The organism is Methanoculleus methanifontis, assembly GCF_030464365.1.
GTDB classification, from domain to species: Archaea; Halobacteriota; Methanomicrobia; order Methanomicrobiales; family Methanoculleaceae; genus Methanoculleus; species Methanoculleus methanifontis.
This window is the reverse complement of the sequence record NZ_VCYI01000019.1, coordinates 26669-45543: the sequence shown is the minus strand read 5'-3', so window position 1 is coordinate 45543 and position 18875 is coordinate 26669. Positions and strand designations below refer to the sequence as shown.

Genomic DNA, 18875 nt, shown 5'->3' with positions numbered 1-18875 from the left:
GCCCGACATGAGGTTTCTGGGGAGGGAGATGCGGCTCAATGATTGCCCAGAGTTCGTCATCGATTTCCCGGAATGCCATACATCCCGGGTTTTATTCAAGGTCTCTTATAATTGTGGGATGACCTCAGTCCCAACTTGGTCCCCACCAGGTCCCTCGTTTGAGCACCTATCACCAGGTCTCGTCCCGGGCGCCACAGAACCTGGACGAACTGCTGGCCGTTCTGCCGGAATTCCGGCGGCGGCAGTCGTCGCGCTACCATATCGCATCATGTATCCGCCGTCGGCGAGGACCTTGATCGCCCGGCGAACTTCACCGCGCATTGGGCAGTCCCACACGAGGGGAAGAGCGGGGCGGAGACTGCCTCCCCGCACGCCACCCGCCGGAACGAAACAAGCGGGACGATCCAGGCCCCCGTCCGGGTCCGGATCACCAGCGCTCTGCCTGCCGGATTCACCGCCGCATACCCCTCGATCGTCAATCCGGTCCCACCTTCATGCCGCTCCCGCACCACCTGAGCCGGGCGGCCGAAGAAGATGAGTGCCCTCACATCCTCGGGTGTGATCCGGTAACGCTCCGCCTCGACGTGGACGATGAGCCCCCCCGCAGCGGTACAGGCGAGCGTGCCCGGCTCTGGGGTCATGGCCGCCCCCGCTCGACGCTGATCGCGTACTGGTGGTTCCGGGTCCGGCGGACGTTGATCTCCCGGACGGCCCGACCGTGCCGCCGGATCTCGTCCGCGACCGCTCGCGGGACGAGGAAGAGCGGCACCGGGGAGACGTTTATCTCTTCCGGTGAGGATGTACCAGTGGCGGCCTGGCCGACGGTGCGGTCACACTTCAGGTTCGGGCTGCCGCCGCTGGTTTTTGGTTCGGTTCCTCCCGGATTCCGTCTGTCCGGGGTTGCTCCAGGTTGCTGTTGCATCTCTGTTTCTCCCTGCACCGGTGTTCTCTCCGGCGCATACAGATTCCTGAGGGTCAGACCGTTAAAAGAGTGAGCCAAATATCCCGGAAAAAGCAGCAGAGCACATATAAGCATTACTTTATTGAACGTGCTTAAAAGCGAAGCATCGGAGGAGGCACTCCAATCCGGGACAGGGCCGGGGGTTACGGGAGTTCATGATCAGTCCGGGATTTTGCAGGTTGAGTCCGGGGTTTGCAGGCGGTAGCCACGTCCCCGGCATCATATCGGAGCCTGACCTCCCGCCCACGGCCCGTCCCGGGCACCAGGTCGACGATTCCGGCGTTCGCGAGGGCGTTGAGGTGTTCGTGGTAGGTTGTCTTCCCGACCGGAAGATACTCCTGTGCCGCCTCAAAGATCGCCCCCGACGCCATATCGGCCCCGTCGCGGGATCGCTCGGCGATCCACCAGAGCAGCGCCCGCTCGCCCGTCGAAAGCCCCGCGGCCCGGTTCCGGAGCGCGGGCGCCGTGACCGCCCGTGTCGCGGCGGTGACATCGCCGGGGCTGACCCGCCGGCGGCCGTCCTTTTCCGCCCGGAGACATGCTGCTCGGACAAGGTCGATCCCGACCCGGACGTCCTGCTCGCCGGCGGCGATGGCGGCGATGCGGTCGAGGAGAGGCTTCGGCAACACCCGGGGGTAGAGCCCCTGCCGGACGCGGTCGGCGAGGATCTCCCGAATCTCGGTCCTCGTGTAGGGCGGGAAGTTGATCTCGGTCGGGTGGAAGACCGACCGGACGCTCGCGTCCGCTTCGGCGTAAAGGTTCAGGGCGAGGTCGCTTGTAACGGCGAAGACCCCGGCCTTCCGGACATCCCACTTCTCGTAGAGCCGGAGGATCTGGTAGAGGAGGGTGTTGAACGTTCCCGCGGCGGTGAGATAGTTCGCGTCGTCGAGGCAGACGACGAGTGCGGCGTCGTGTTCCCGGAGCCGGGCGGCGACTCCGCGCTTGATCTCGTCGAGGTGCCGCCCGGTCGTCGGCGGGGCGTGGCCAAGGACCTGTTCGAAGATGCACCGGTAGACGGCGGACGGCGTGCGGTCGTGCAGGCAGTTGACGTAAGCCGGGACGACCCGGCGGGTGGTCTCGGCAACCTCGCGAAAGATCCGCCGGACGGTGGTGGTCTTCCCGGTTCCCGGCGGGCCGCGGAGGACGGCGCTCCCCGCACTCCCGCCCCGGAGCGCCGGCCGGAGGAGGAAAGCGAGTTCCCGGACCTGGGCGTCGCGGTGGTGGATCTCTCCGGGGAGATACGTGAACTCGAAGACCTCGGGGTCGCGGAAGAGCGTCTCGTCGGAGCGGAGGAGGGAGGAGTGCGTCATACGTCAGTCTGAAGAAAAGAGGGTTGTTAACGAGGAGCCGGGCGCGGGATGAAAGTGAGGGGGGCAACCAAGGGCCCTCTGGCTTTCTGCCGGAAAAGGAGGTTACTCTGCCTGCAGAATCTCAACGATCCGATCGATGACCGACGTGACGGCCTGGCTGTTGAGACGACCCGCTCGGTAGAGGATCAGGTTGGTACTGGCAGAAAAGAGCCGGTTTGGCCGGACATTGCTTGGCTTTCGGAGTGTTCCCTCTGCAAAATCAATATCGGTGATACCAACGGCATGACGATCGCGGATCTGTTGGCTCGTGATCTGGCAGAGAATGATATCGTCTCCGCCGGGCGTTGCAACGACTAGAGCCGGGCGCCGTTTCACGGTTGAAAGATCGGAGAAAGGAAACGGTACAACGACAACGTCACCCTTCACAAATTGCTCCACGCCTCTTCCTCCTCGGGCCGGAGCCAGTCTTTCCGGAGCGCGGGCTCACTAGCGAGGGCGGTGTCGGGGGCGACTTTCCGGCGCCGGGATTTGAGGAACCGGATGAAGTCGAGCACCTCACCGTACGTCCGGGGTGGGAGGTCATTCAACTCACTGATGATCTCCTCTTTTACTCGGGTCATAGCGGTCTCACCTCTGGGTATATTGATACTCTAGTGTTTCAATCTACATATCTCTGTCTGATGAGGAGTTGTTTACCGTAGTGTTTTGTGCTCCGGTACCGGGAAAATTGAGCAGGGGGTTTCCCCCTCCTCACTCCAGCGTCCCAACGGTGTCGGCCCAGGTCTCGACCGCGTTCCGGATGGTGTCGTCCTGGTAGGACGAGAGCCGGACGGTCTTCCGGGTGAAGGTGACGTAGAAGTCGTCACCCGAGGGGTCGTGGCACTTGAGCTGCGCGTAGTAGGTCTCGCCGGGGCTGTTCCGGACGGCCTCGCCGCCCATCGCGGCTGCGATGGTTGCGTCCTCCATCACCGCGGCGGCGTTCGCCTCGAACGCCGTGATCGTCGGGGACTGGAGTGAGACGGTTCCGATGCGCTTCCCCTCACCGTTGATGAAGTTCACCTTCGCGGTGTAGTGCTCGCGGTTGCGGACGACCGGAGCAACGGCCTCGCCGTCGGCACCCGTATACCCGACGCACCCGAACGGGTTGTCGTCGATGACGGACTGGATGAGGTTGTTAAACGACGTTACGCTGACGATCGGGACGGCGAGGTCCCGGACCGCCGTTTTGTTCACGGTAGTCTGAACGAAGTCTGCCATGGTTTTTCACTCCTCACGGCACAACCCTCTGGGTCGTGCCTGTTAGGAAGACGCGAAGCGTCTTCCGTGGTCTGCATGTTCCCGGGAATATGACAGACAACTATAGGGTAGACCCGGGAGGGTATCAGCCTGACTTTATCGGGAAGCCCGGATCGAGCCCGGATTCTTGAATATAACCATTACGGTCAGCCTTTTTGTTCCCGACCCCCTATGGTCCCGCGGGAGGGTTGCCTGGATGACCGACGAAAAGATCACCCGGGAGCCCGGTCTTACGAGACGAACCGGGACGTGAAGTGGATATGCCGGACGCGATGCTCCATCTGGAGCGGAGCGGGAGCACCGTTAGGTGCGACTCGCTGCAGCGAATGGAGGCGCAGGACGAGGACTTCGAGGCCCGGCTCCGGGCGCTGGAGGGATGGCGAGCGGAGAAGGTGGGAGAGGAAAAACGGATCTCGACGATCAGCGCCGGGGCAGGAGGGATTGTCGGCGGGGTGGTGGCGGTGCTGGTGAAGGTGCTCGGCGGGGGGTGAAGATCCTCCATAAACAGGCCGGGGGATACTTGCTTATCCTTCCGGGCGGTGGGGGCCGTTCCGTGAGCCCGTACAACTCATACACCAGCCTGTCGATTCCCGGTCGGTTGTGTCGATCATCTCCTTCTCGTGCGGGGCCTTCGCCGCTGCGAGGTGCCTGTTCAGGTTGTGCATCTTCTCGATGGGGTGACGATCTGGTCGTGGCGGGCGACGTCAGCGGAGCAAGCCGTTTTCGGGCGAACCACGGCAGGAGGCGGTCAGGCGGCCTCGTCGTCAAGCATCTGTCTGACTGCAACCTGTAGTTCCGGGATCTTGTTCTTGACGACGTCCCACACGATCTCATTATGGATTCCAAAGTATGCGTGAATGAGGATGTCGCGCATTCCTGCAATCTTTCTCCAGGAAATATCGGCATGTTCGCATTTGAGCGATTCGGGGATGAGTTTCACGGCCTCACCGATGACCATGAGGTTCCGGATAACTCCGTCCTGCACCAGGTCGTCTGCCAGGAACTTCTCGTAGTCCATTCCCCGGGTATACCGCTCAATTCTCCCGATGGCCTCAAGGATATCACGGAGATAAAGGTTATATTCCCGGGACATAGCGAACACTCCGGAGGATGTGCGGTGCGAGAGCCGGTTTTATGGCATCACGGTCGACGAGGTCGACTCTCCTCCCAAAGAGGTCTTCGAGGAAGAATTTGAGATCCATGTACGTGTCAAAGGAGCGCCCTCCTTCCTTGAACTCGATGAGGATATCGATATCGCTCTCTTCACGCTCTTCGCCCCGGGCAAAGGATCCAAAGACCCCGATCCGCCGGACGCCCAGGCTCCTGATCCGTTCGCGGTGTTCTGCCAGCGCACCGAGGATGCCATCAGCCGTAAGCATGTCGTATCATACTCCTGTTACCCGCCTATCAGGATAACGCTTTTCCCCCGGGTTGCCGGTCGCAGGGTTGTGCTGGCAGGCATCCCCCATCCCGACAACAACGTTTCTCTCCCGGCATGCTCCCCTCACGGCTCAACGTCGAACCGGTAACAGTCCATCTGCGGGATGGTTGCACAGGGGTCGTCGGCGGGGGTGAAGATCCTCTGGAATTTTAAGAGGTTTCGAGAGTTCAAAGGTTTCGGGCCTCGGTTTCGAGGTCAAGATCCTGCTGCCGGTCGCCAGGCCCCCCTTCGCCGATTCACACGGTGAACGAGGGCTTTTTCTGTTCTGCATCGGAGGTCCGATCTCCCCCGATTCAAAAAAGGTCAATACTGTTGAGGACAGAAAGAAACGTTGACGCGAGCATCTCCATCGCCGGAACGGTTCGTTCCCCCGGGCAGTATGGAGATGTTTCCTTGTTTCAGCAGGAACGGTACGAGCCATGGAGATGCATAAGGAGATTCTTGCCACATTCCCCGGCCTCTCGGTTGCAGAAGGTGATGTCGGGCCGCTGTCGGTTCAGGAGAAGAGCCCGGCCCTGGAGGCGCTGAAAGACGAGACCGTCCGTCTGGCAAGAGAACGGTATACGCTGGAGAGGATCAAGGATGAACCCCTGTTCAGGGCGTACAGGGACTTCTTCTGGAGGGTGGGCGTCGATCCGACCAAAACGCGGCCCGCCTCGGAAGCGCTTGTCCGAAGGATCCTGGCCGGCAAGATGCTCCCGGCGATCAACACCGCGGTGGATGCCTATAATCTGGCCTCAATTCGCACCGGAATCCCCATTGCGGCGTTCGACGCCGATACCCTGGGCGGGGAGCTCACGATGCGGTTTGCAGAAGAGGGTGAGGAGTTCCTCGGCATCGGGATGGCCGCACCCGTCACGCTCCATACGAACCAGGTTATCCTGGCGGATGAAGACGCGATCGTCGCCGTCTACCCGTACCGCGACTCGGATGCGACAAAGATCACCCTCGCCACAACGACGGTGCACGTCGTGGCATGCGGCGTGCCGGGGATTGAGCGGGAGAAGGTGTGTTCGGCATACGACCTGGCTGCTGCATACCTGCGGGAACACGCTTCAGTCCGGGGATGATTCGGACAAACCGGTTGCCGAAACCTACATATGGTCCTCCGAATACGGGCGACCATGAAGATCATACTGACCAGGGTATTTGTCGACGATCAGGAGAGGGCTCTGAAGTTCTACATCGAAACGCTGGGCTTTGTGAAGAAGAACGACGTTTCTGCCGAAGGCTACCGGTGGCTTACCGTCGTCTCCCCCGGCGACCCGAACGGAACCGAGCTGCTGCTCGAGCTGAACGATAACCCGGTAGTCCGGGCATACCAGAAAGGGATATTCGAACAGGGCATCCCTGCCGCGTCCTTTGGTGTCGAAGACACCCATGCGGAATACGAGAGGCTGAAAGCACAGGGCGTGAAGTTCACGATGGAACCGACGGAAGTTGTCGACCGGGTGATCATAGCGGTCTTCGACGACACCTGCGGCAATCTCATCCAGATCCAGACGCTGCAAAAATAAGTTGTTTCACTGAGGCGGCCCGCCCCTGGACTCCCTCACTTTTTACCGGTTCCCCCGTGTACAACATTGTAAATATGATAATCACTTACAATGCTATCATGGCTGCAACCAAGAGGATTCCCGTCTCGGAAGGGATATGGGCGGAGATCTCCGAGCTGAAGCGCCCCGGCCAGACCTTCGACGACCTCCTCTCGCACATGGTCGAGCAGGAGAAGAAGCGCCGGTTCATCGAGGATATGGACCGCATCGAAGCCGAAGGGGATTTCGTGGAGCTGGAGTTTGACGTTTCGGATACTGATTAACAAAAAGGCCCTTGAGAGCATCAGGAGCCTCAGCGAAAAGAGCCGGCGGATAGTCATGGAGAAGTTGAAAACCCTCCAGGACGACCCGTATCCCGGCAGCGACAGGGAGCGCCTGCACGTGCACGGGCGGGAAGATACTTACCTGCTCCATATCAGCCGGACATTCACGGCATTCTATCGCATCCATGAGCAGGAGTTGGAAGTTCATGTTCTTGCCGTGATGTCAATCGGGCAGGCACACAAACGGTACGGGTGGTTCTGACCTCTTTTTTTTGACTGAGATTCGAAAGTGCGTCAGTTCGGACCGTTTTTGCAGTGATTCATACGCGGTGAGATCGCGCGGGTATAGCCATGAGCTGCCCTCCCGGATCCCAGTAACATAACAAAATCGTTATATAACATATCTGTTATACAACACACTCATTGGGTGCACCATGTTGCCTGTAGGGAGTCCCGCAACGGGAGACGACTTCATCGACCGCGAGCGCGAAACCGCGTTCATCCTGGACACGATCGAGAAAGACCACGTCATGCTCGTCGCCCCCCGGCGGTTCGGCAAGACCTCAATCATGCGAAAGATCGAAAGAGACCTCGCGAGCAGACATAAGCCGTGCGTCTTCCTCGAGGTCGAGAGCGTCAACTCGCCGGGAGAGTTCATCACCGATCTCGTTACGGCGCTCGTCGAGTGCGGGGGAGCAAGCCACAAGACCCGGATCTTCTCGGCGCTCGAGAAGGCGTTCGCCCGGCTGCAGGAGAACATCGACGAGATTGAGACCCCGGTCTTCAGGGCAAAACTCCGCAGCCGTCTCCGGGCGGAGTTCTCGGACGACTGGCTCGAGAAGGCGAGGAAACTGGATACGATCTTTGCAGAGATCGACGGCCCGGTCTGCATCATCCTCGACGAGTTCCCGGTTGCCATACAGAACATGGAGGCCGACGACGCGAGAACGTTCCTGCACTGGTTCCGGCGGCTGCGCCAGGTTTCGGCAGGGGTGAGGTTCATCGTCGGGGGCTCGGTCAGCATCGACCACGTCGTCTACGGCGTCGGCGGAACCCCGGTCATCAACGACTTCCGGAGGGTCGGCATCGGCGGGTTCGAAGAGAGCGTCGCCCTCTCCGTCGTCGAACGCGTTGTTCAGGATGAAGGGTGGGAGTATTCCCCGGAGACCGGGCGGGCCGTCCTCGACTGCGTGGGCGACCCCTGCATCCCCTACTTCCTCATGATCGTCCTCTCCGGCCTGAAGGAGGAGATCGAGATCTCCGGCGGCGCTCCCTCCCCGGCGCTGGTCGATCGGGTCTACAACAAACGAATCCTCGGCAGCGAGGGGCGCCACTACTTCGAGCACTACTCGCGCCGTCTCCGGATCACCTACTCCGATCAGGAAGCAAAAGCCGCACGCGCCATCTTGAGCAGGGTGAGCGCCGCAGAATCCCTGCCTGCGGCCATCGCTTACGATATCTTCAGGCGGAGCACCGCATCGGAGAGCGAAGATGCGTTTTTGGCGCTGCTTGCACAGTTGAACCACGACTTTTACGTCACCATGGATACCCCCGGCGAGCTGCGGTTCTACTCGAAGATGCTCCGGGACTGGTGGAGGATCTACCATGCCGGCACCGGGTAACGCAGCCGTCTGCCGCTACTCTCCCGGTGCGCTGGATAGAGAGACGCTCCAGTACCTCCTCGTCGGCCGGGAAGACCTCCTGGATGACACCCTGGCAGAACTGGACCGGGCGTCCCGGAGCGGAACGCCGCGGTTCTTCCTCCTGGTCGGCTCCCGCGGCGCCGGCAAATCCCACCTGCTGAGCCTGCTCTACCACCGGGTCCGCGACGAGCTCCCCGGGCGAATCATCCCCGTGAAGCTCGCGGAGGAGGAGTACTCGATATTCAGGGCGTCCGACTTCTTCCTCCGGGTGCTCGAGGAGATGGGGATCGAGACTTCAACGATCACCGCGCTCGACGACGACCCCCTGGTCCGGGACGCCGCGGTCGATACCCTCGCTGAAGCGGCCGCTGGAAGACAGATCGCGGTGTTCGCCGATAACATACACGAACTCTTCAACCAGATGGACAGGAGCGAGATCCGGGCGCTGCGGTCGGTATTCCAGCGGACGGATCTCTTCTCGATGGTCGCGTCGGCACCGTCGCTCTTCCCCGGGATTGCGGATCACGACGAGCCGTTCTACAACTTCTTCCGGGTCTTTCACCTCCGGGGACTCGAAATTGCCGAAGCGAAGGAACTCATGAAGAGGGTCGCACGGCTGGACGGCAACACCGCGTTCATCGAGAACTTCTCCGATTACGAGCCCGGCATCGAGGGGCTGCTGCACTTCGCCGGCGGCAGCCCGCGGCTGGCCGTCCAGGCGTATGAGGCCGTCTCGAGAGCCGGAACCAGGGATATGGCGGCGGTCTTCTTCAGGATGACGGACGAGCAGACGCCCTACTACCGGGAGGTGTTCGGGAGACTTCCCGGGCAGCGGAGGCTCATCTTCGATACCGTCCTCAGCGCGGGTACCCCCCTTACGCCGAAGGATATCGCAGAGCGTGCCCGGCTGAACCCGGCGACAGTGACCGCGCAGCTCCGGAGGCTGGAGGCGGACGGCTACGTCGTCTCCCGCCCGATGAGGAAGCGGACGTCGTATGAGGTCCGGGATCGCCTCTTCTGGCTCTGGCGGGCGATGCGAAGACCGGCCGGCCGGGACCGCGTGAGTGCTCTCATCGAGTTTCTGGAGGCCTGGCACGAACGGGAACGCGAACCCCGGGAGGGTCCGTATGCCGCCGGGACGGGAGCGCTGGAAGGCGATCAGGTGCAGAGAGCTCAATTATCGCTCGATCGCGCACGGGAGGAACTCCTGAACGGAAACGAGGCGAACGGCCTCTCCCTGATAGATGAGGCATACGGGCACGCGGAAGACCTTGACCCGGGCACGGTGCGGCGGATCACGGCGGGTTTCCTGAAAGGGATCATCGGGGAAGGGCGGGCCCTCGTGATCAAAAGCGCCGTTCGCGGGATCGTCGCGTCCGGGGGCGCCGGGTTCGAGCGGTTCCTAAAACCGGTCGCGGATGCCGTGGCAATCGTCGAGGCGAACGACACGCGGTTGTATTACTCAAAGTTGCAGCCGGAAGAGCGGGCGGTCGTTGCCGGGATTGTACGGGCGATCACGGGATCGGAGGAGCTGGCTCCGGGCCTCTAGGTTCCAGTTGACGTGAGGGCGTTTGGGGGCGGGCAGGGTCGACACAGTGTCCCGGCATGCCTTCGAGAGAGAACCCCCGGGATCGCATTTTGTTTGATTATAACCCAACAAAAACAAACATTTATGCTGGATTATATTCCAACAAACCATATGCCCTCGCCCCTCGCCCTCCTCACCGCCCTCAATCCCTGGTGGAGCGGCAGACCCTTCGATGCGGGTATACTGCGGGAGAAGTACTTCACGAAGATACAGAAGTATCTTGGAACCGGAGAGATCGTTGTCCTTACGGGGGTGCGGCGTTCAGGCAAGACGACGCTCCTCTTCCAGGTCATCGACGATCTTATCCGCAACCGCGGGGTCGATCCGCGGTCGATACTCTTCGTGAACTGCGATGAGCCGGAGATTGCCCGGCTCGAGAATCCGCTTGAGACGCTGCTTGAGACCTACCGCAGGGACGTATACGGTGGTGATAAGGCCTACCTCATCCTTGACGAGATCCAGACCGTCGAGGGCTGGGAGCGGTGGGTAAAGTCGCTTTACGACCGGAAGCAGTTCAGCCTCATCATATCCGGCTCGACGTCATACCTCCTCGACTCAAACCTCTCGATGCTCATCGCCGGGCGGTATCTTCCGGTTCACATCTACCCGCTCGACTTCGCGGAGTACGTGGTCTTCTCGGGCGAGGACCTGCCGCACGACCCTGTCACGCTCGCGGCGGCGAGGTACCGGCTCCTGCACCTGCTCGGCGAGTATCTCAGGGAAGGGGGTTTTCCGCAGGTCGTCCTTTCGGATGACGAGACGATCCGGCGGGACCAACTGAAGGCATACTACGACAGCATCGTCTATCGCGACATCGTGCGGGTCAACGAGGTGCGGAACCAGAAGGCGCTCGCTGATCTGCTCGTATACTGCATGACGAACGTAACCTCACCCTACTCCTACCGGAACCTCCGGGAGGTGCTCGGCATCGACTTCGAGACGATCAAGGAGTACCTCTACTACGCACAGAGGGCGAAGATCCTCTTTGAAGTCCAGTACTTCAGTTACTCGCTGAAAACACAGAGCCGGAACAATAAAAAGATCTACTGCATCGACAACGGTCTCCGGAATGCCGTATCGTTCCGGTTCTCGGAGGACGAGGGAAGACTTGCGGAGAACCTCGTCTTCATCGAGCTCAAGAAGCAGGTTCGTGAGGTCTACTACTGGAAGAAGCAGGGCGAGGTTGATTTCGTGGTTAAAAACCCCGACCGGTCGCTCTCGGCCATCAACGTCTCGTATACGGATGCTCTCTCCACCCGGGAGGAGAAAGCGCTGCTTGAATTTGCAGACCTCCACGGCTCCGGGGTGCGGGAGTGCATCCTTCTCACGAAAGATACGGAGAAGAGAGAGGGAGCCGTCCGGTATATCCCGCTCTGGAAGTGGCTGCTCGGCGCCGGCTGAGGTCGGTCGTGCCTCTCTCCAGGCGTCCCGGAGGTCTTTCGGCCGATAAGCGCCCTGAACGAGCCGGGTACTCCTGCCCGCGCCCGGTATCCGAGAGCGCTCTCCATCAGCCAGAGCGGAATGCCGGCAAAGAGCAGGGCGATGACGTAGGGCAGAAGAAACGCCCCGCCGCCGTTGTCATAACAGATATAGGGGAAGCGCCAGAGGTTTCCGAGGTCGATTGCCGCCCCTATCCCGGCGAGTACGAAGGTGAGCCGGGAGCTCCAGCGCTCTCCTGCACTCATGACTCAGATATCTTGAGTCCGGGGCGGGAAAGATATGTCGTTATCGTTCGCAGATGCAGCCCGGGAAAGGTCTCTTTACCCCGGTATGGTAGGGGCCGTGGGTTCAATACCGCTTGGTCAGTCCTTTTTCGCGATAGATAAAATATCTCAGGCTGAATTCCGGAACTGCCGGGATTTATGCATCGCCCCTTCTGATGCGGTTCGACCCGGACCGGTACTCTTATCCTCCTCGCGTTCCAGGATTCCAGATTGCAGCCTGTCGCTATTCTGCGTCGTGCAAGGGATGCTTCCGGGAAGAGTCGAAGAACAACCTCGCCGCCATCTTCGCCTTCCCGGAATAGAACTAGGAAAATGGTTCCCGGTGGTCTCACCAATACCCTGATGAGGCATTCGCACCCATGCTCTCCAGGAAGTGCCGGGATGGATCTTGCGACGTTCTTTGGAGATGAGGGAATTGACGTTTTCTCCTGGGTTGCCATCGAGGATCTTCCCGATGCCGACAGGGCGTCGGTGCTGGAGTTCTTCCCGGCCGCCCGGTCCATGATCGTCTTCGGGAGGGAAGTCCCGATCCCGGTGTACCGGATGCCGCAAAGAGAGAAGACCCGGGAGATGCTCCGGACTGCGGAGAGCCTGGACAACACTGCCGTACGGCTCGCCGGCCGCCTGGATGCGGAGCAGATCCCGGCCCGCCCGGTCCCACTCTACCTGCCCGTCCGGATTGTCGACGGGAGGGTGCAGGGGTCGTCCGGCTGAAGCAGGTTGCAGCGGCCGGGGGGCTCGGGGAGATTGGGAAGAATACTGTTCTCCTCAACCCCCGCTTTGGCCCACGGCTGCTCCTCGCCGGTGTCGTGGCCGGCTCCCCGGTGCAGGAAGCCGGGTATAGGGCTGCAAGCACCGCCGCGCCGCTCTGCACCGGGTGCGGAGCCTGCATCCGGGCATGCCCGGACGGCGTCGACGCGTTCCGGTGCCGGACCGTGCGTGCATGGGTGCCGCCCCCGGTCGTCCCTGCCGTGAAATGGCTGCTCCGGCGGCAGTTCCTGCTCAGGAGTGTGGCCCCGCTTGCGCCGCTCGTCGCCCGGACGGCAACGATCCGGTGCAGCCTCTGCGTCACCGGGTGCCCGAAATTTCCAGGGGTTGAGGGGAAGGAATAAGGGTTCGGTTGTTCCCCGGTTGAACCCTGCAGAACCGGTTAAGTCGTTCCCGGATCAATATCACGTATGGACATCTTCGACTCGGTCTACCACGGCACGCCCCCCTGGGAGATCGGCCGGCCCCAGAAGGCGTTCGTCGAGCTCGCCCGGGCGGGAGAGGTTGCCGGCTCCGTCCTGGACGTGGGGTGCGGAACGGGGGACCATGTCCTCTTTTTTGCGGAGGAAGGGCATGAGGTGCTCGGGATCGACACCGCCGCTCTTGCGATCCGCAAAGCCGAAGAGAAGGCTGCCGGAAGAGGTCTGCAGGCGCAGTTTCTCGTCCGGGACGCACTGGACCTCTCCGGGCTTGAGCAGACGTTCGACACCGTCATCGACTCCGGGTTTTTTCATACCCTCTCCGACGAAGACCGGCCGGTCTTCGTGGATAACCTCGCGGCCGTTCTCGCGCCCGGCGGGAGATACTTCATGCTCTGCTTTGGCGACCAGAATCCCGGCGAATACCCTCTGCCGAGAAGGATCGCGGAGGGAGAGATACGGGATGCCTTCCGGGACGGGTGGCGGATCAACTACATCCGGCCGGCGATCTTCGAGAACAGCATCCAGGTCGAAGGACACCATGCCTGGCTCGCGTCGATGACCCGGTCCGGGGAATGACGTGAGCGGCTACCCCGGAACGATTATCCCGCAGGAAGCGCTATCTCCCTTGCGAGGATCATGGAGGATATCCCGCTCCGGAGGTTCCGCCCGAGGAGATCGAGGACGTCAGCAGGCTCGTCACCGAGACGATAGAGGTCTCGTATGCGCACAGCTACCCTCGGGAAGCGATAGACTACTTCCTCGAGTACCATACCGTGGAGCAGATCCTTCTGGATGCAACCCGGGGCTGCACCTTCGTCCTCGCGTCCGGCGGCCGGATCGCCGGCACCGGAACCCTGCTCGGCACGACGATCAAACGGGTCTTCGTGCACCCCTCCCGCCAGCGCAGGGGATACGGCGCCCTCCTGATGCATGCCCTGGAGAGCGAGGCGATCCGCCGCGGCATCGGGAGAGTCGATCTCTCCGCCTCGCTGCCGTCGAAACGGTTCTATGACCTGCTCGGGTACGCGACGGAATGCGAGGATTACATTCCCGTCCGAAACGGGAAAAGGCTGGACTACTACACGATGGTCAAGGCCCTGGGAGAAGGCCGGTAGGCGGCGTGTTCCGGGGCTATTGGTCGCCTTCCGATTGCGTATTGTTCGTCGTATCCCGGGTGAGATACCTGTCGATATGCCGGAAGAACTTCCAGTGCAGGAGCAGGTGGACGATTACCAGGGCGGCAAACACGAGACTTGAATTGTCGTGCATGACAACCCACTGGCTGCGGGGGATGTCGAGGAACAGTTCCCATCCGCTGCCCCGCCCGCCTCCGGAAGGCAGGACAAGATAGAGCACGAGTCCCGAAATGACCGAGGGAATGAACGTGATCAGGCATCCGATGTCGACGAGCGCGTTGATGGCGATCTGCTTCATGGTCACCCCTGTCATTTGCAGGATATATATCCTGCGCCCCCGGATCTGGTGGACTGATATGTCCGGAGGTCGATATCTTCAGGCTGCACTGCGTGTGCACGGGACGGCGTGATCAAAACGAGCTGGCAGGATTTTGCAATTACCGGCATCACGGTACTCTTCGCGGCCATGCTCCTGCCGCAGCTCCGCGACGTGCTGTCGCGCGGCGCCGTGCTGAACTTATTCACGGCGCTCTTCACGAGCATCCTCGGCTACAGCATGGCGCTGGTCTTCGCCACACTCGGGCTCTGGATCTCGATGGTCGGCCAGGGGCTCGTTGCAACCGTGTGGATGCTGCTCGCGTGCTTTTCGCTGCGGAACGTGCGCAACCGCATGTTCCCGCAAGAGTCGCTCGCATCCGTCGCCCTGGATTTCTTTACGGTCTGGGTGCAGGGCGTGGCCTTCACCGTTTCGGGCGGCGTGAAGGAGATCTTCTCGCGGATCAGCCGGGAATGACCGGCTCCGGCCCGCATCCCTGCCGGTGAAGGCGGCTCCCGTCGTTTCCGGAAAGGATAACTCCTCGTGCGGTGAGGGCATAGTATGGAGCGCACTGCTTCAGGCCGGTGCACGGCAGGTTCGCCGGAAACGACGGTGAGAGCGGACAGAATGGCTCTCCTCGAGGAGATCGCAGCGTTCGTCCGTGAGCATAAAGAGATCCTTGCCCGATACCATCGCTACTCGATGGACGACCTCAAGCGGATCGAGCAGGAGTGCTGGAGGCTGCACGACGAGGCGTGCAGCAGGGGCGCCTGCGGGACTGTCGGGGAACTCGTCGAACTCGAGTACCTCATCGGCCGGGCGAAGGAGATGAAGGCGAAAAGGATGGAGGGGGAGCGAGGCCCGGGTTGACCTGACGGCTACGTCGAAAGTTACGGAACGGGATCTGCGCCTTCGATGCCGGGCGGTGAATATCCTGCCCGGCTCGTCCGTCTCTTCGACGCCGGGTATCTTCACACCCGCGGGGACGTAGAGGGTGGCGTCCGGGGCTCCCGCCCCTCTTGAAACAGTCCTGAAGATATCCCGGACTAACCGATCTTTAAGAGGATGGATGCCAGGACGAAGAGGAGCAGGCCGTTGATCACGACGATTCCTGCAATGACCATGCCCGGGACGAGGCCCGGCAGCAGCATGCTGATGCCGAACGCGATCGCCACGACGTTCAAGACCGTCAGGGTGACCAGGAGCCGTTTGAGGATGGGCGGGAGAGGGGCCGGTTCGGCGGCAGCGTGCAGCATCGGGAGGAACCGCTTCGTAAGGAGAATCGCTCCCCCGGCGATGTTGAGGATCGCAAGAAGCTGCCGGATCACGTCGGTCAGGATGCCCGGAACGATGCAGGAGAAGATCCCGATGGCGGCGAATGCGATCCCGATCCCGATCAGCAGCCGTGAGCGCCTGTACTGGCCCATCGGGGTCTCCCCCAGGGCCAGCATCTGGACGGCCATGATGACGAGCAGCAGGCCGAGCTGGCCGTCAGGGGAGAACGGGATCATCCCCTGGTTCACCGGGAAAAGGAGCAGCCCGAGGAGGATCAGGAGGGCGCCGACCGGGATGACCACGGCAATCGAGAGGGGGAGGGAGGCCTCCCCAAACAGGCCGGTGCCGCCGGTTGTCCGGGGATCGGTCACGCCGATCCCTCCTGCGGATACAACCGGCCGACCTTCTGGATGCACCAGGCAAGGTAGAAGAAGCCGATGCCGTAGATGATGAGAAGGATCGCGGTCTGTGGGTCGGTGGTGATGCCGGGAAGGAGCGTGACGAGGCCGAGGATTATCGACATCACGTACACCATGATGCAGGCGATCGTCAGGTGCCGGAGTATTCCGGAGACTTTCAGCCACAGCCGGGCTTTATCGTCGGAGAGGAACAACTGCGCGAGAAGAGCGATCCCCCCGGCAAAGAGGAGTATGCCGACGAGGATGCGAACCGGCCCGGCCAGCAGTCCGGGAACAAAGCAGGCGGCCATCCCGACGACCGCCGTGCAGACCCCGAGAAGGATGACCGCCCACGAACGCCGGAGATCGCCGAACGGGGTCTTTCCCATCGTGATTACCTGAAACGAGACGATCACGAGAAAAAGCCCGTAGGTGCTGTCCGGGGCATACGGCAGTTCGCCCGCATGAATCCTGAAGAGCAGCAGGCCGAAGAGGGACATGAATACCCCGAAGACGAGCAGGATGACGACCTCGAGGGAGAGATCGGGTTCCGCTCTCGCGACTGGATTGCTCTCCTCTCCTGGCTGGCTGGAATGTCCCATAATTGCATCTCCCCGGTTCTATCCGGAGACCGACGGATAATTATCGCCGGTTGAGTGAATACCATGATCTAAATTAATAATTTATTTATACGTTTGTATTCCGTCCCCGGTTGGCTCTGCCGAACCATGAGCGGAACCCGTTCTCGATATATTTGCCGTATTACGGCGCTGATCCGGCAATGCAGTAGTGGGGCGCGAAAATTGCCCCGGTTGGCATATTAGGGTTTAATATGATGGATTTTCTAAATCCGGTGCAGGAGAAGTAATATTCAAAAGGTATATGCCTAATGGGATGGCATGAAACTGATTGGAGAACATTATGTTCCGACCGCAGGACGATTTTACGTATCTGATGCCGGTCCACTTCGGGGGCGGCAAATTCGACCCGGAAACCCTGGTCACGCAGAAGGCGACCGCCCTCTCCCTCAGTTACGAAACCGAGAGAGACCTTCTTGAAAACTACATTCCAGAGGGGTTCGAACTCCTGGTCCCTGAGGTGCAGGTTGCATTCAACAAATTCACCGAGATCAACTGGCTGCACGGCGGCCAGTACAACCTGATCAACGTGGCGGCGCCGGTCCGGTTCCACGGGAAGAAGGACGAGCTCGACGGTGCCTACACGCTGGTGGTCTGGGAGAACAAGACCGCACCCATCCTCGGGGGGCGGGAGCAGACCGGCATCCCGAAGATCTATGCGGATATCGAAGACCTGCACATCGTCCGGCCGCACTACGCCACGACCGTCAGCTACGAGGGCAACACCTTCCTCAACATGGACTTCGAGGCCGCCGGATCAATCACCGGGCAGGACCTGGATGCCCTGAAGTCGCAGTTCCTCTCCATGAACACCCTCGGGTGGCGGTACATCCCGAAGGTCGGGGCTCCGGGAGCAGAACTCTCCCAGTTCGTCCTCTACCCCCAGGGTATGGAGGTGGAGACGGCAGAAATTGGAAAGGGCAGCCTGAAATGGACCGAACTGACCCCGATGCAGAGTCCGGCCCAGTACTACATTGTCAACAGCCTCGCGGCCCTGCCCATAAAACGGGTGACGCAGGCGGTTCTGGTCGAGGGGAGGGCCGTCCTTCGTGCGATGGGCGCGAGGGTGATCGAATAAAGGCAGGGATCATGGTGGATTCGGATTACTATACGGGCAAGGTCTGCCTCGTCACCGGTGCGAACTCCGGGATCGGGTATGCGATCAGCGAAGAACTCTTAAAGAGGGGAGCAATCGTCTACATGGCCGGCCGCAGCCGGGAGAAGGTTGCCGCGGCCACGGGGCAGCTCTCCGCCTACGGGGATCGGGCACGCCCGCTTGTTGTGGACGTGACGAAGCAGGAGCAGGTGCAGAAGGGTATCGAGGATACGGCGGCAGAGGCGGGCAGGCTGGATTTCCTCTTCAACAACGCAGGCGTCGGGGGAACCATCCCGTTCGAGGTGGCCACCCTTGAGGACTGGAAGGCGATCATCGACACCAACATCTGGAGCGTCGTCTACGGTGTCCATGCCGCCGTGCCGATCATGCTCAAACAGGGGTTCGGGCATGTCGTGAACACCAGCTCGATCGCGGGCATCGTTCCGCCCCCGTTCCAGGCGCTCTACTCCCTGACGAAGTACGGCGTCACTGGTCTTACCGAGAGCCTGAAGTACGAGTATGTGGATAAAGGGTTCTACTTCTCGACGATCTGCCCGGCGAACATCGCAACCCCGATCTTCAACAAGGGGATCGACGGACAGGCACACGGCGACCTGAAGATCCCCGACGACGCGTATCCCGCCGATAAAGCGGCGGCGCTCATCCTTGACCGGGTCGCGGAGCACAGGGGGATCATCGTCGTGCCCGAAGAACCCTACACCGACCTCTGGAAGGGGTATATCCTCGGCGCCCCTGAGGTGGAGGAGCGGTTGCAGCAGATGGCACGCGAGCGGCGAGAGGCGTTCGAGAAGGGCGGGACGTACTTCTGATATTCTCTTTTTGCCCCGGGCCCGTCAGGTAACAATCTTATCTGGTTGCCTGCACGGGTTCGGGTAATGAACAGATCTCCACGCTTGTCCCGCATAACACGGGGCGGCGTTACTCTTCGCGGTCATGCTCCTGCGGCAGTTCCAGAGTGTGCTGAACTTCCTGGCGTTCGTCACGAGCATCCCCTGCTATAGGGCGGTGCCGGGTTCTGTTCCT

At 61.1% G+C, this 18875-nt stretch carries 28 protein-coding genes and 1 pseudogene; 16 read left to right on the top strand and 13 right to left on the bottom strand.

The features are described from left to right. Nucleotides 1–266: 266 nt before the first annotated feature. From FGW20_RS12280 to FGW20_RS12255, 6 genes are all read right to left on the bottom strand, one after another. Complete coding sequence (locus FGW20_RS12280; RefSeq protein WP_011843952.1) at nt 267–641, bottom strand: hypothetical protein; 375 nt, start codon at nt 639–641, stop codon at nt 267–269. Further along, nucleotides 638–922, bottom strand: a complete 285-nt coding sequence (locus tag FGW20_RS12275) for a hypothetical protein (RefSeq protein ID WP_301678376.1) — start codon at nt 920–922, stop codon at nt 638–640. The genes FGW20_RS12280 and FGW20_RS12275 overlap by 4 nt, the downstream gene beginning before the upstream one ends. A gap of 182 nt (nt 923–1104) precedes the next feature. Beyond that, on the bottom strand, nt 1105–2271 hold the full coding sequence (locus FGW20_RS12270) for an ORC1-type DNA replication protein (RefSeq protein ID WP_301678375.1): 1167 nt from the start codon (nt 2269–2271) through the stop codon (nt 1105–1107). A gap of 102 nt (nt 2272–2373) precedes the next feature. Then, nucleotides 2374–2709: a type II toxin-antitoxin system PemK/MazF family toxin gene (locus tag FGW20_RS12265; protein WP_301678374.1), complete on the bottom strand. Its 336-nt coding sequence runs from the start codon at nt 2707–2709 to the stop codon at nt 2374–2376. Continuing rightward, on the bottom strand, nt 2694–2891 hold the full coding sequence (locus FGW20_RS12260; protein WP_301678373.1) for a hypothetical protein: 198 nt from the start codon (nt 2889–2891) through the stop codon (nt 2694–2696). The genes FGW20_RS12265 and FGW20_RS12260 overlap by 16 nt, the downstream gene beginning before the upstream one ends. 130 nt (nt 2892–3021) lie before the next feature. Further along, a complete protein-coding gene (locus FGW20_RS12255) occupies nt 3022–3528 on the bottom strand; it encodes a hypothetical protein (protein ID WP_301678372.1) in 507 nt (168 codons plus the stop codon). Between the two features lie 293 nt (nt 3529–3821). Between FGW20_RS12255 and FGW20_RS12250 the strand changes: the two genes are divergently transcribed. Beyond that, nucleotides 3822–4058 (top strand): hypothetical protein, encoded by a 237-nt coding sequence (locus tag FGW20_RS12250; RefSeq protein WP_437178580.1) that lies wholly within the window; start codon nt 3822–3824, stop codon nt 4056–4058. A 257-nt stretch (nt 4059–4315) separates the two neighbouring features. Here the strand turns inward: FGW20_RS12250 and FGW20_RS12245 are convergent, their stop codons facing one another. Further along, a complete protein-coding gene (locus FGW20_RS12245) occupies nt 4316–4660 on the bottom strand; it encodes a HepT-like ribonuclease domain-containing protein (protein WP_301678371.1) in 345 nt (114 codons plus the stop codon). Then, entirely contained in the window at nt 4644–4946 is a 303-nt protein-coding gene (locus FGW20_RS12240) for a nucleotidyltransferase family protein (RefSeq protein WP_292364110.1), read from the bottom strand. The genes FGW20_RS12245 and FGW20_RS12240 overlap by 17 nt, the downstream gene beginning before the upstream one ends. A gap of 481 nt (nt 4947–5427) precedes the next feature. On the opposite strand from FGW20_RS12240, the gene FGW20_RS12235 reads away from it, so the two are divergent. The 7 genes from FGW20_RS12235 (at nt 5428) to FGW20_RS12205 (ending at nt 11459) form a co-directional block, all read left to right on the top strand. Next, the gene (locus tag FGW20_RS12235) at nt 5428–6078 is read left to right on the top strand and encodes a B3/B4 domain-containing protein (protein ID WP_301678370.1); all 651 of its coding nucleotides are present in this window, start codon (nt 5428–5430) and stop codon (nt 6076–6078) included. Between the two features lie 54 nt (nt 6079–6132). Continuing rightward, nucleotides 6133–6525: a VOC family protein gene (locus FGW20_RS12230; RefSeq protein WP_301678369.1), complete on the top strand. Its 393-nt coding sequence runs from the start codon at nt 6133–6135 to the stop codon at nt 6523–6525. 98 nt (nt 6526–6623) lie between these two features. Beyond that, the gene (locus FGW20_RS12225; protein WP_301678368.1) at nt 6624–6827 is read left to right on the top strand and encodes a hypothetical protein; all 204 of its coding nucleotides are present in this window, start codon (nt 6624–6626) and stop codon (nt 6825–6827) included. Continuing rightward, nucleotides 6805–7089 (top strand): type II toxin-antitoxin system RelE/ParE family toxin, encoded by a 285-nt coding sequence (locus FGW20_RS12220; RefSeq protein WP_301678367.1) that lies wholly within the window; start codon nt 6805–6807, stop codon nt 7087–7089. The genes FGW20_RS12225 and FGW20_RS12220 overlap by 23 nt, the downstream gene beginning before the upstream one ends. A gap of 172 nt (nt 7090–7261) precedes the next feature. Then, nucleotides 7262–8449, top strand: coding sequence for an ATP-binding protein (locus FGW20_RS12215; protein WP_301678366.1), 1188 nt, complete (start codon nt 7262–7264; stop codon nt 8447–8449). Continuing rightward, entirely contained in the window at nt 8433–10019 is a 1587-nt protein-coding gene (locus FGW20_RS12210; RefSeq protein ID WP_301678365.1) for an AAA family ATPase, read from the top strand. Before FGW20_RS12215 ends, FGW20_RS12210 begins: the two co-directional genes overlap by 17 nt. A 150-nt stretch (nt 10020–10169) precedes the next feature. Beyond that, entirely contained in the window at nt 10170–11459 is a 1290-nt protein-coding gene (locus tag FGW20_RS12205; RefSeq protein ID WP_301678364.1) for an ATP-binding protein, read from the top strand. 62 nt (nt 11460–11521) lie between these two features. Here the strand turns inward: FGW20_RS12205 and FGW20_RS13390 are convergent. Then, nucleotides 11522–11743: pseudogene (locus FGW20_RS13390) on the bottom strand (sodium-dependent transporter); the annotation flags it as partial. Nucleotides 11744–12163: 420 nt separating this feature from the next. Between FGW20_RS13390 and FGW20_RS12200 the strand changes: the two are divergent. The 3 genes from FGW20_RS12200 (at nt 12164) to FGW20_RS12190 (ending at nt 13548) form a co-directional block, all read left to right on the top strand. Further along, entirely contained in the window at nt 12164–12496 is a 333-nt protein-coding gene (locus FGW20_RS12200) for a hypothetical protein (protein WP_301678363.1), read from the top strand. 95 nt (nt 12497–12591) lie between these two features. Then, entirely contained in the window at nt 12592–12894 is a 303-nt protein-coding gene (locus tag FGW20_RS12195) for a hypothetical protein (protein WP_301678362.1), read from the top strand. Between the two features lie 66 nt (nt 12895–12960). Further along, complete coding sequence (locus tag FGW20_RS12190) at nt 12961–13548, top strand: class I SAM-dependent methyltransferase (RefSeq protein WP_301678361.1); 588 nt, start codon at nt 12961–12963, stop codon at nt 13546–13548. Nucleotides 13549–13571: 23 nt separating this feature from the next. On the opposite strand, the gene FGW20_RS12185 is transcribed toward FGW20_RS12190, so the two are convergent. Next, nucleotides 13572–13742 (bottom strand): hypothetical protein, encoded by a 171-nt coding sequence (locus FGW20_RS12185; RefSeq protein WP_301678360.1) that lies wholly within the window; start codon nt 13740–13742, stop codon nt 13572–13574. Between the two features lie 3 nt (nt 13743–13745). Here FGW20_RS12185 and FGW20_RS12180 point away from each other — a divergent pair, with 3 nt between their 5' ends. After that, complete coding sequence (locus FGW20_RS12180; RefSeq protein ID WP_301678359.1) at nt 13746–14087, top strand: GNAT family N-acetyltransferase; 342 nt, start codon at nt 13746–13748, stop codon at nt 14085–14087. 16 nt (nt 14088–14103) lie between these two features. Here the strand turns inward: FGW20_RS12180 and FGW20_RS12175 are convergent, their stop codons facing one another. Then, nucleotides 14104–14406: a DUF4405 domain-containing protein gene (locus FGW20_RS12175; protein ID WP_301678358.1), complete on the bottom strand. Its 303-nt coding sequence runs from the start codon at nt 14404–14406 to the stop codon at nt 14104–14106. A gap of 108 nt (nt 14407–14514) precedes the next feature. Here FGW20_RS12175 and FGW20_RS12170 point away from each other — a divergent pair, with 108 nt between their 5' ends. Beyond that, nucleotides 14515–14901, top strand: a complete 387-nt coding sequence (locus FGW20_RS12170) for an ACT domain-containing protein (protein ID WP_301678357.1) — start codon at nt 14515–14517, stop codon at nt 14899–14901. An 84-nt stretch (nt 14902–14985) separates the two neighbouring features. Beyond that, complete coding sequence (locus tag FGW20_RS12165) at nt 14986–15294, top strand: hypothetical protein (protein ID WP_301678356.1); 309 nt, start codon at nt 14986–14988, stop codon at nt 15292–15294. A gap of 176 nt (nt 15295–15470) precedes the next feature. Here FGW20_RS12165 and FGW20_RS12160 read toward each other — a convergent pair whose 3' ends face one another. Both FGW20_RS12160 and FGW20_RS12155 read right to left on the bottom strand, forming a co-directional pair. Further along, nucleotides 15471–16070 (bottom strand): hypothetical protein, encoded by a 600-nt coding sequence (locus tag FGW20_RS12160; RefSeq protein ID WP_301678355.1) that lies wholly within the window; start codon nt 16068–16070, stop codon nt 15471–15473. Continuing rightward, nucleotides 16067–16699, bottom strand: a complete 633-nt coding sequence (locus tag FGW20_RS12155) for a hypothetical protein (protein WP_301678354.1) — start codon at nt 16697–16699, stop codon at nt 16067–16069. Before FGW20_RS12155 ends, FGW20_RS12160 begins: the two co-directional genes overlap by 4 nt. Nucleotides 16700–17006: 307 nt before the next feature. On the opposite strand from FGW20_RS12155, the gene FGW20_RS12150 reads away from it, so the two are divergent. Together FGW20_RS12150 and FGW20_RS12145 are read left to right on the top strand one after the other, a co-directional pair. Beyond that, entirely contained in the window at nt 17007–17813 is an 807-nt protein-coding gene (locus FGW20_RS12150) for an acetoacetate decarboxylase family protein (RefSeq protein ID WP_301678353.1), read from the top strand. 11 nt (nt 17814–17824) lie between these two features. Next, nucleotides 17825–18661: an SDR family NAD(P)-dependent oxidoreductase gene (locus FGW20_RS12145; protein WP_301678352.1), complete on the top strand. Its 837-nt coding sequence runs from the start codon at nt 17825–17827 to the stop codon at nt 18659–18661. The last annotated feature ends 214 nt before the right edge of the window (nt 18662–18875 follow it).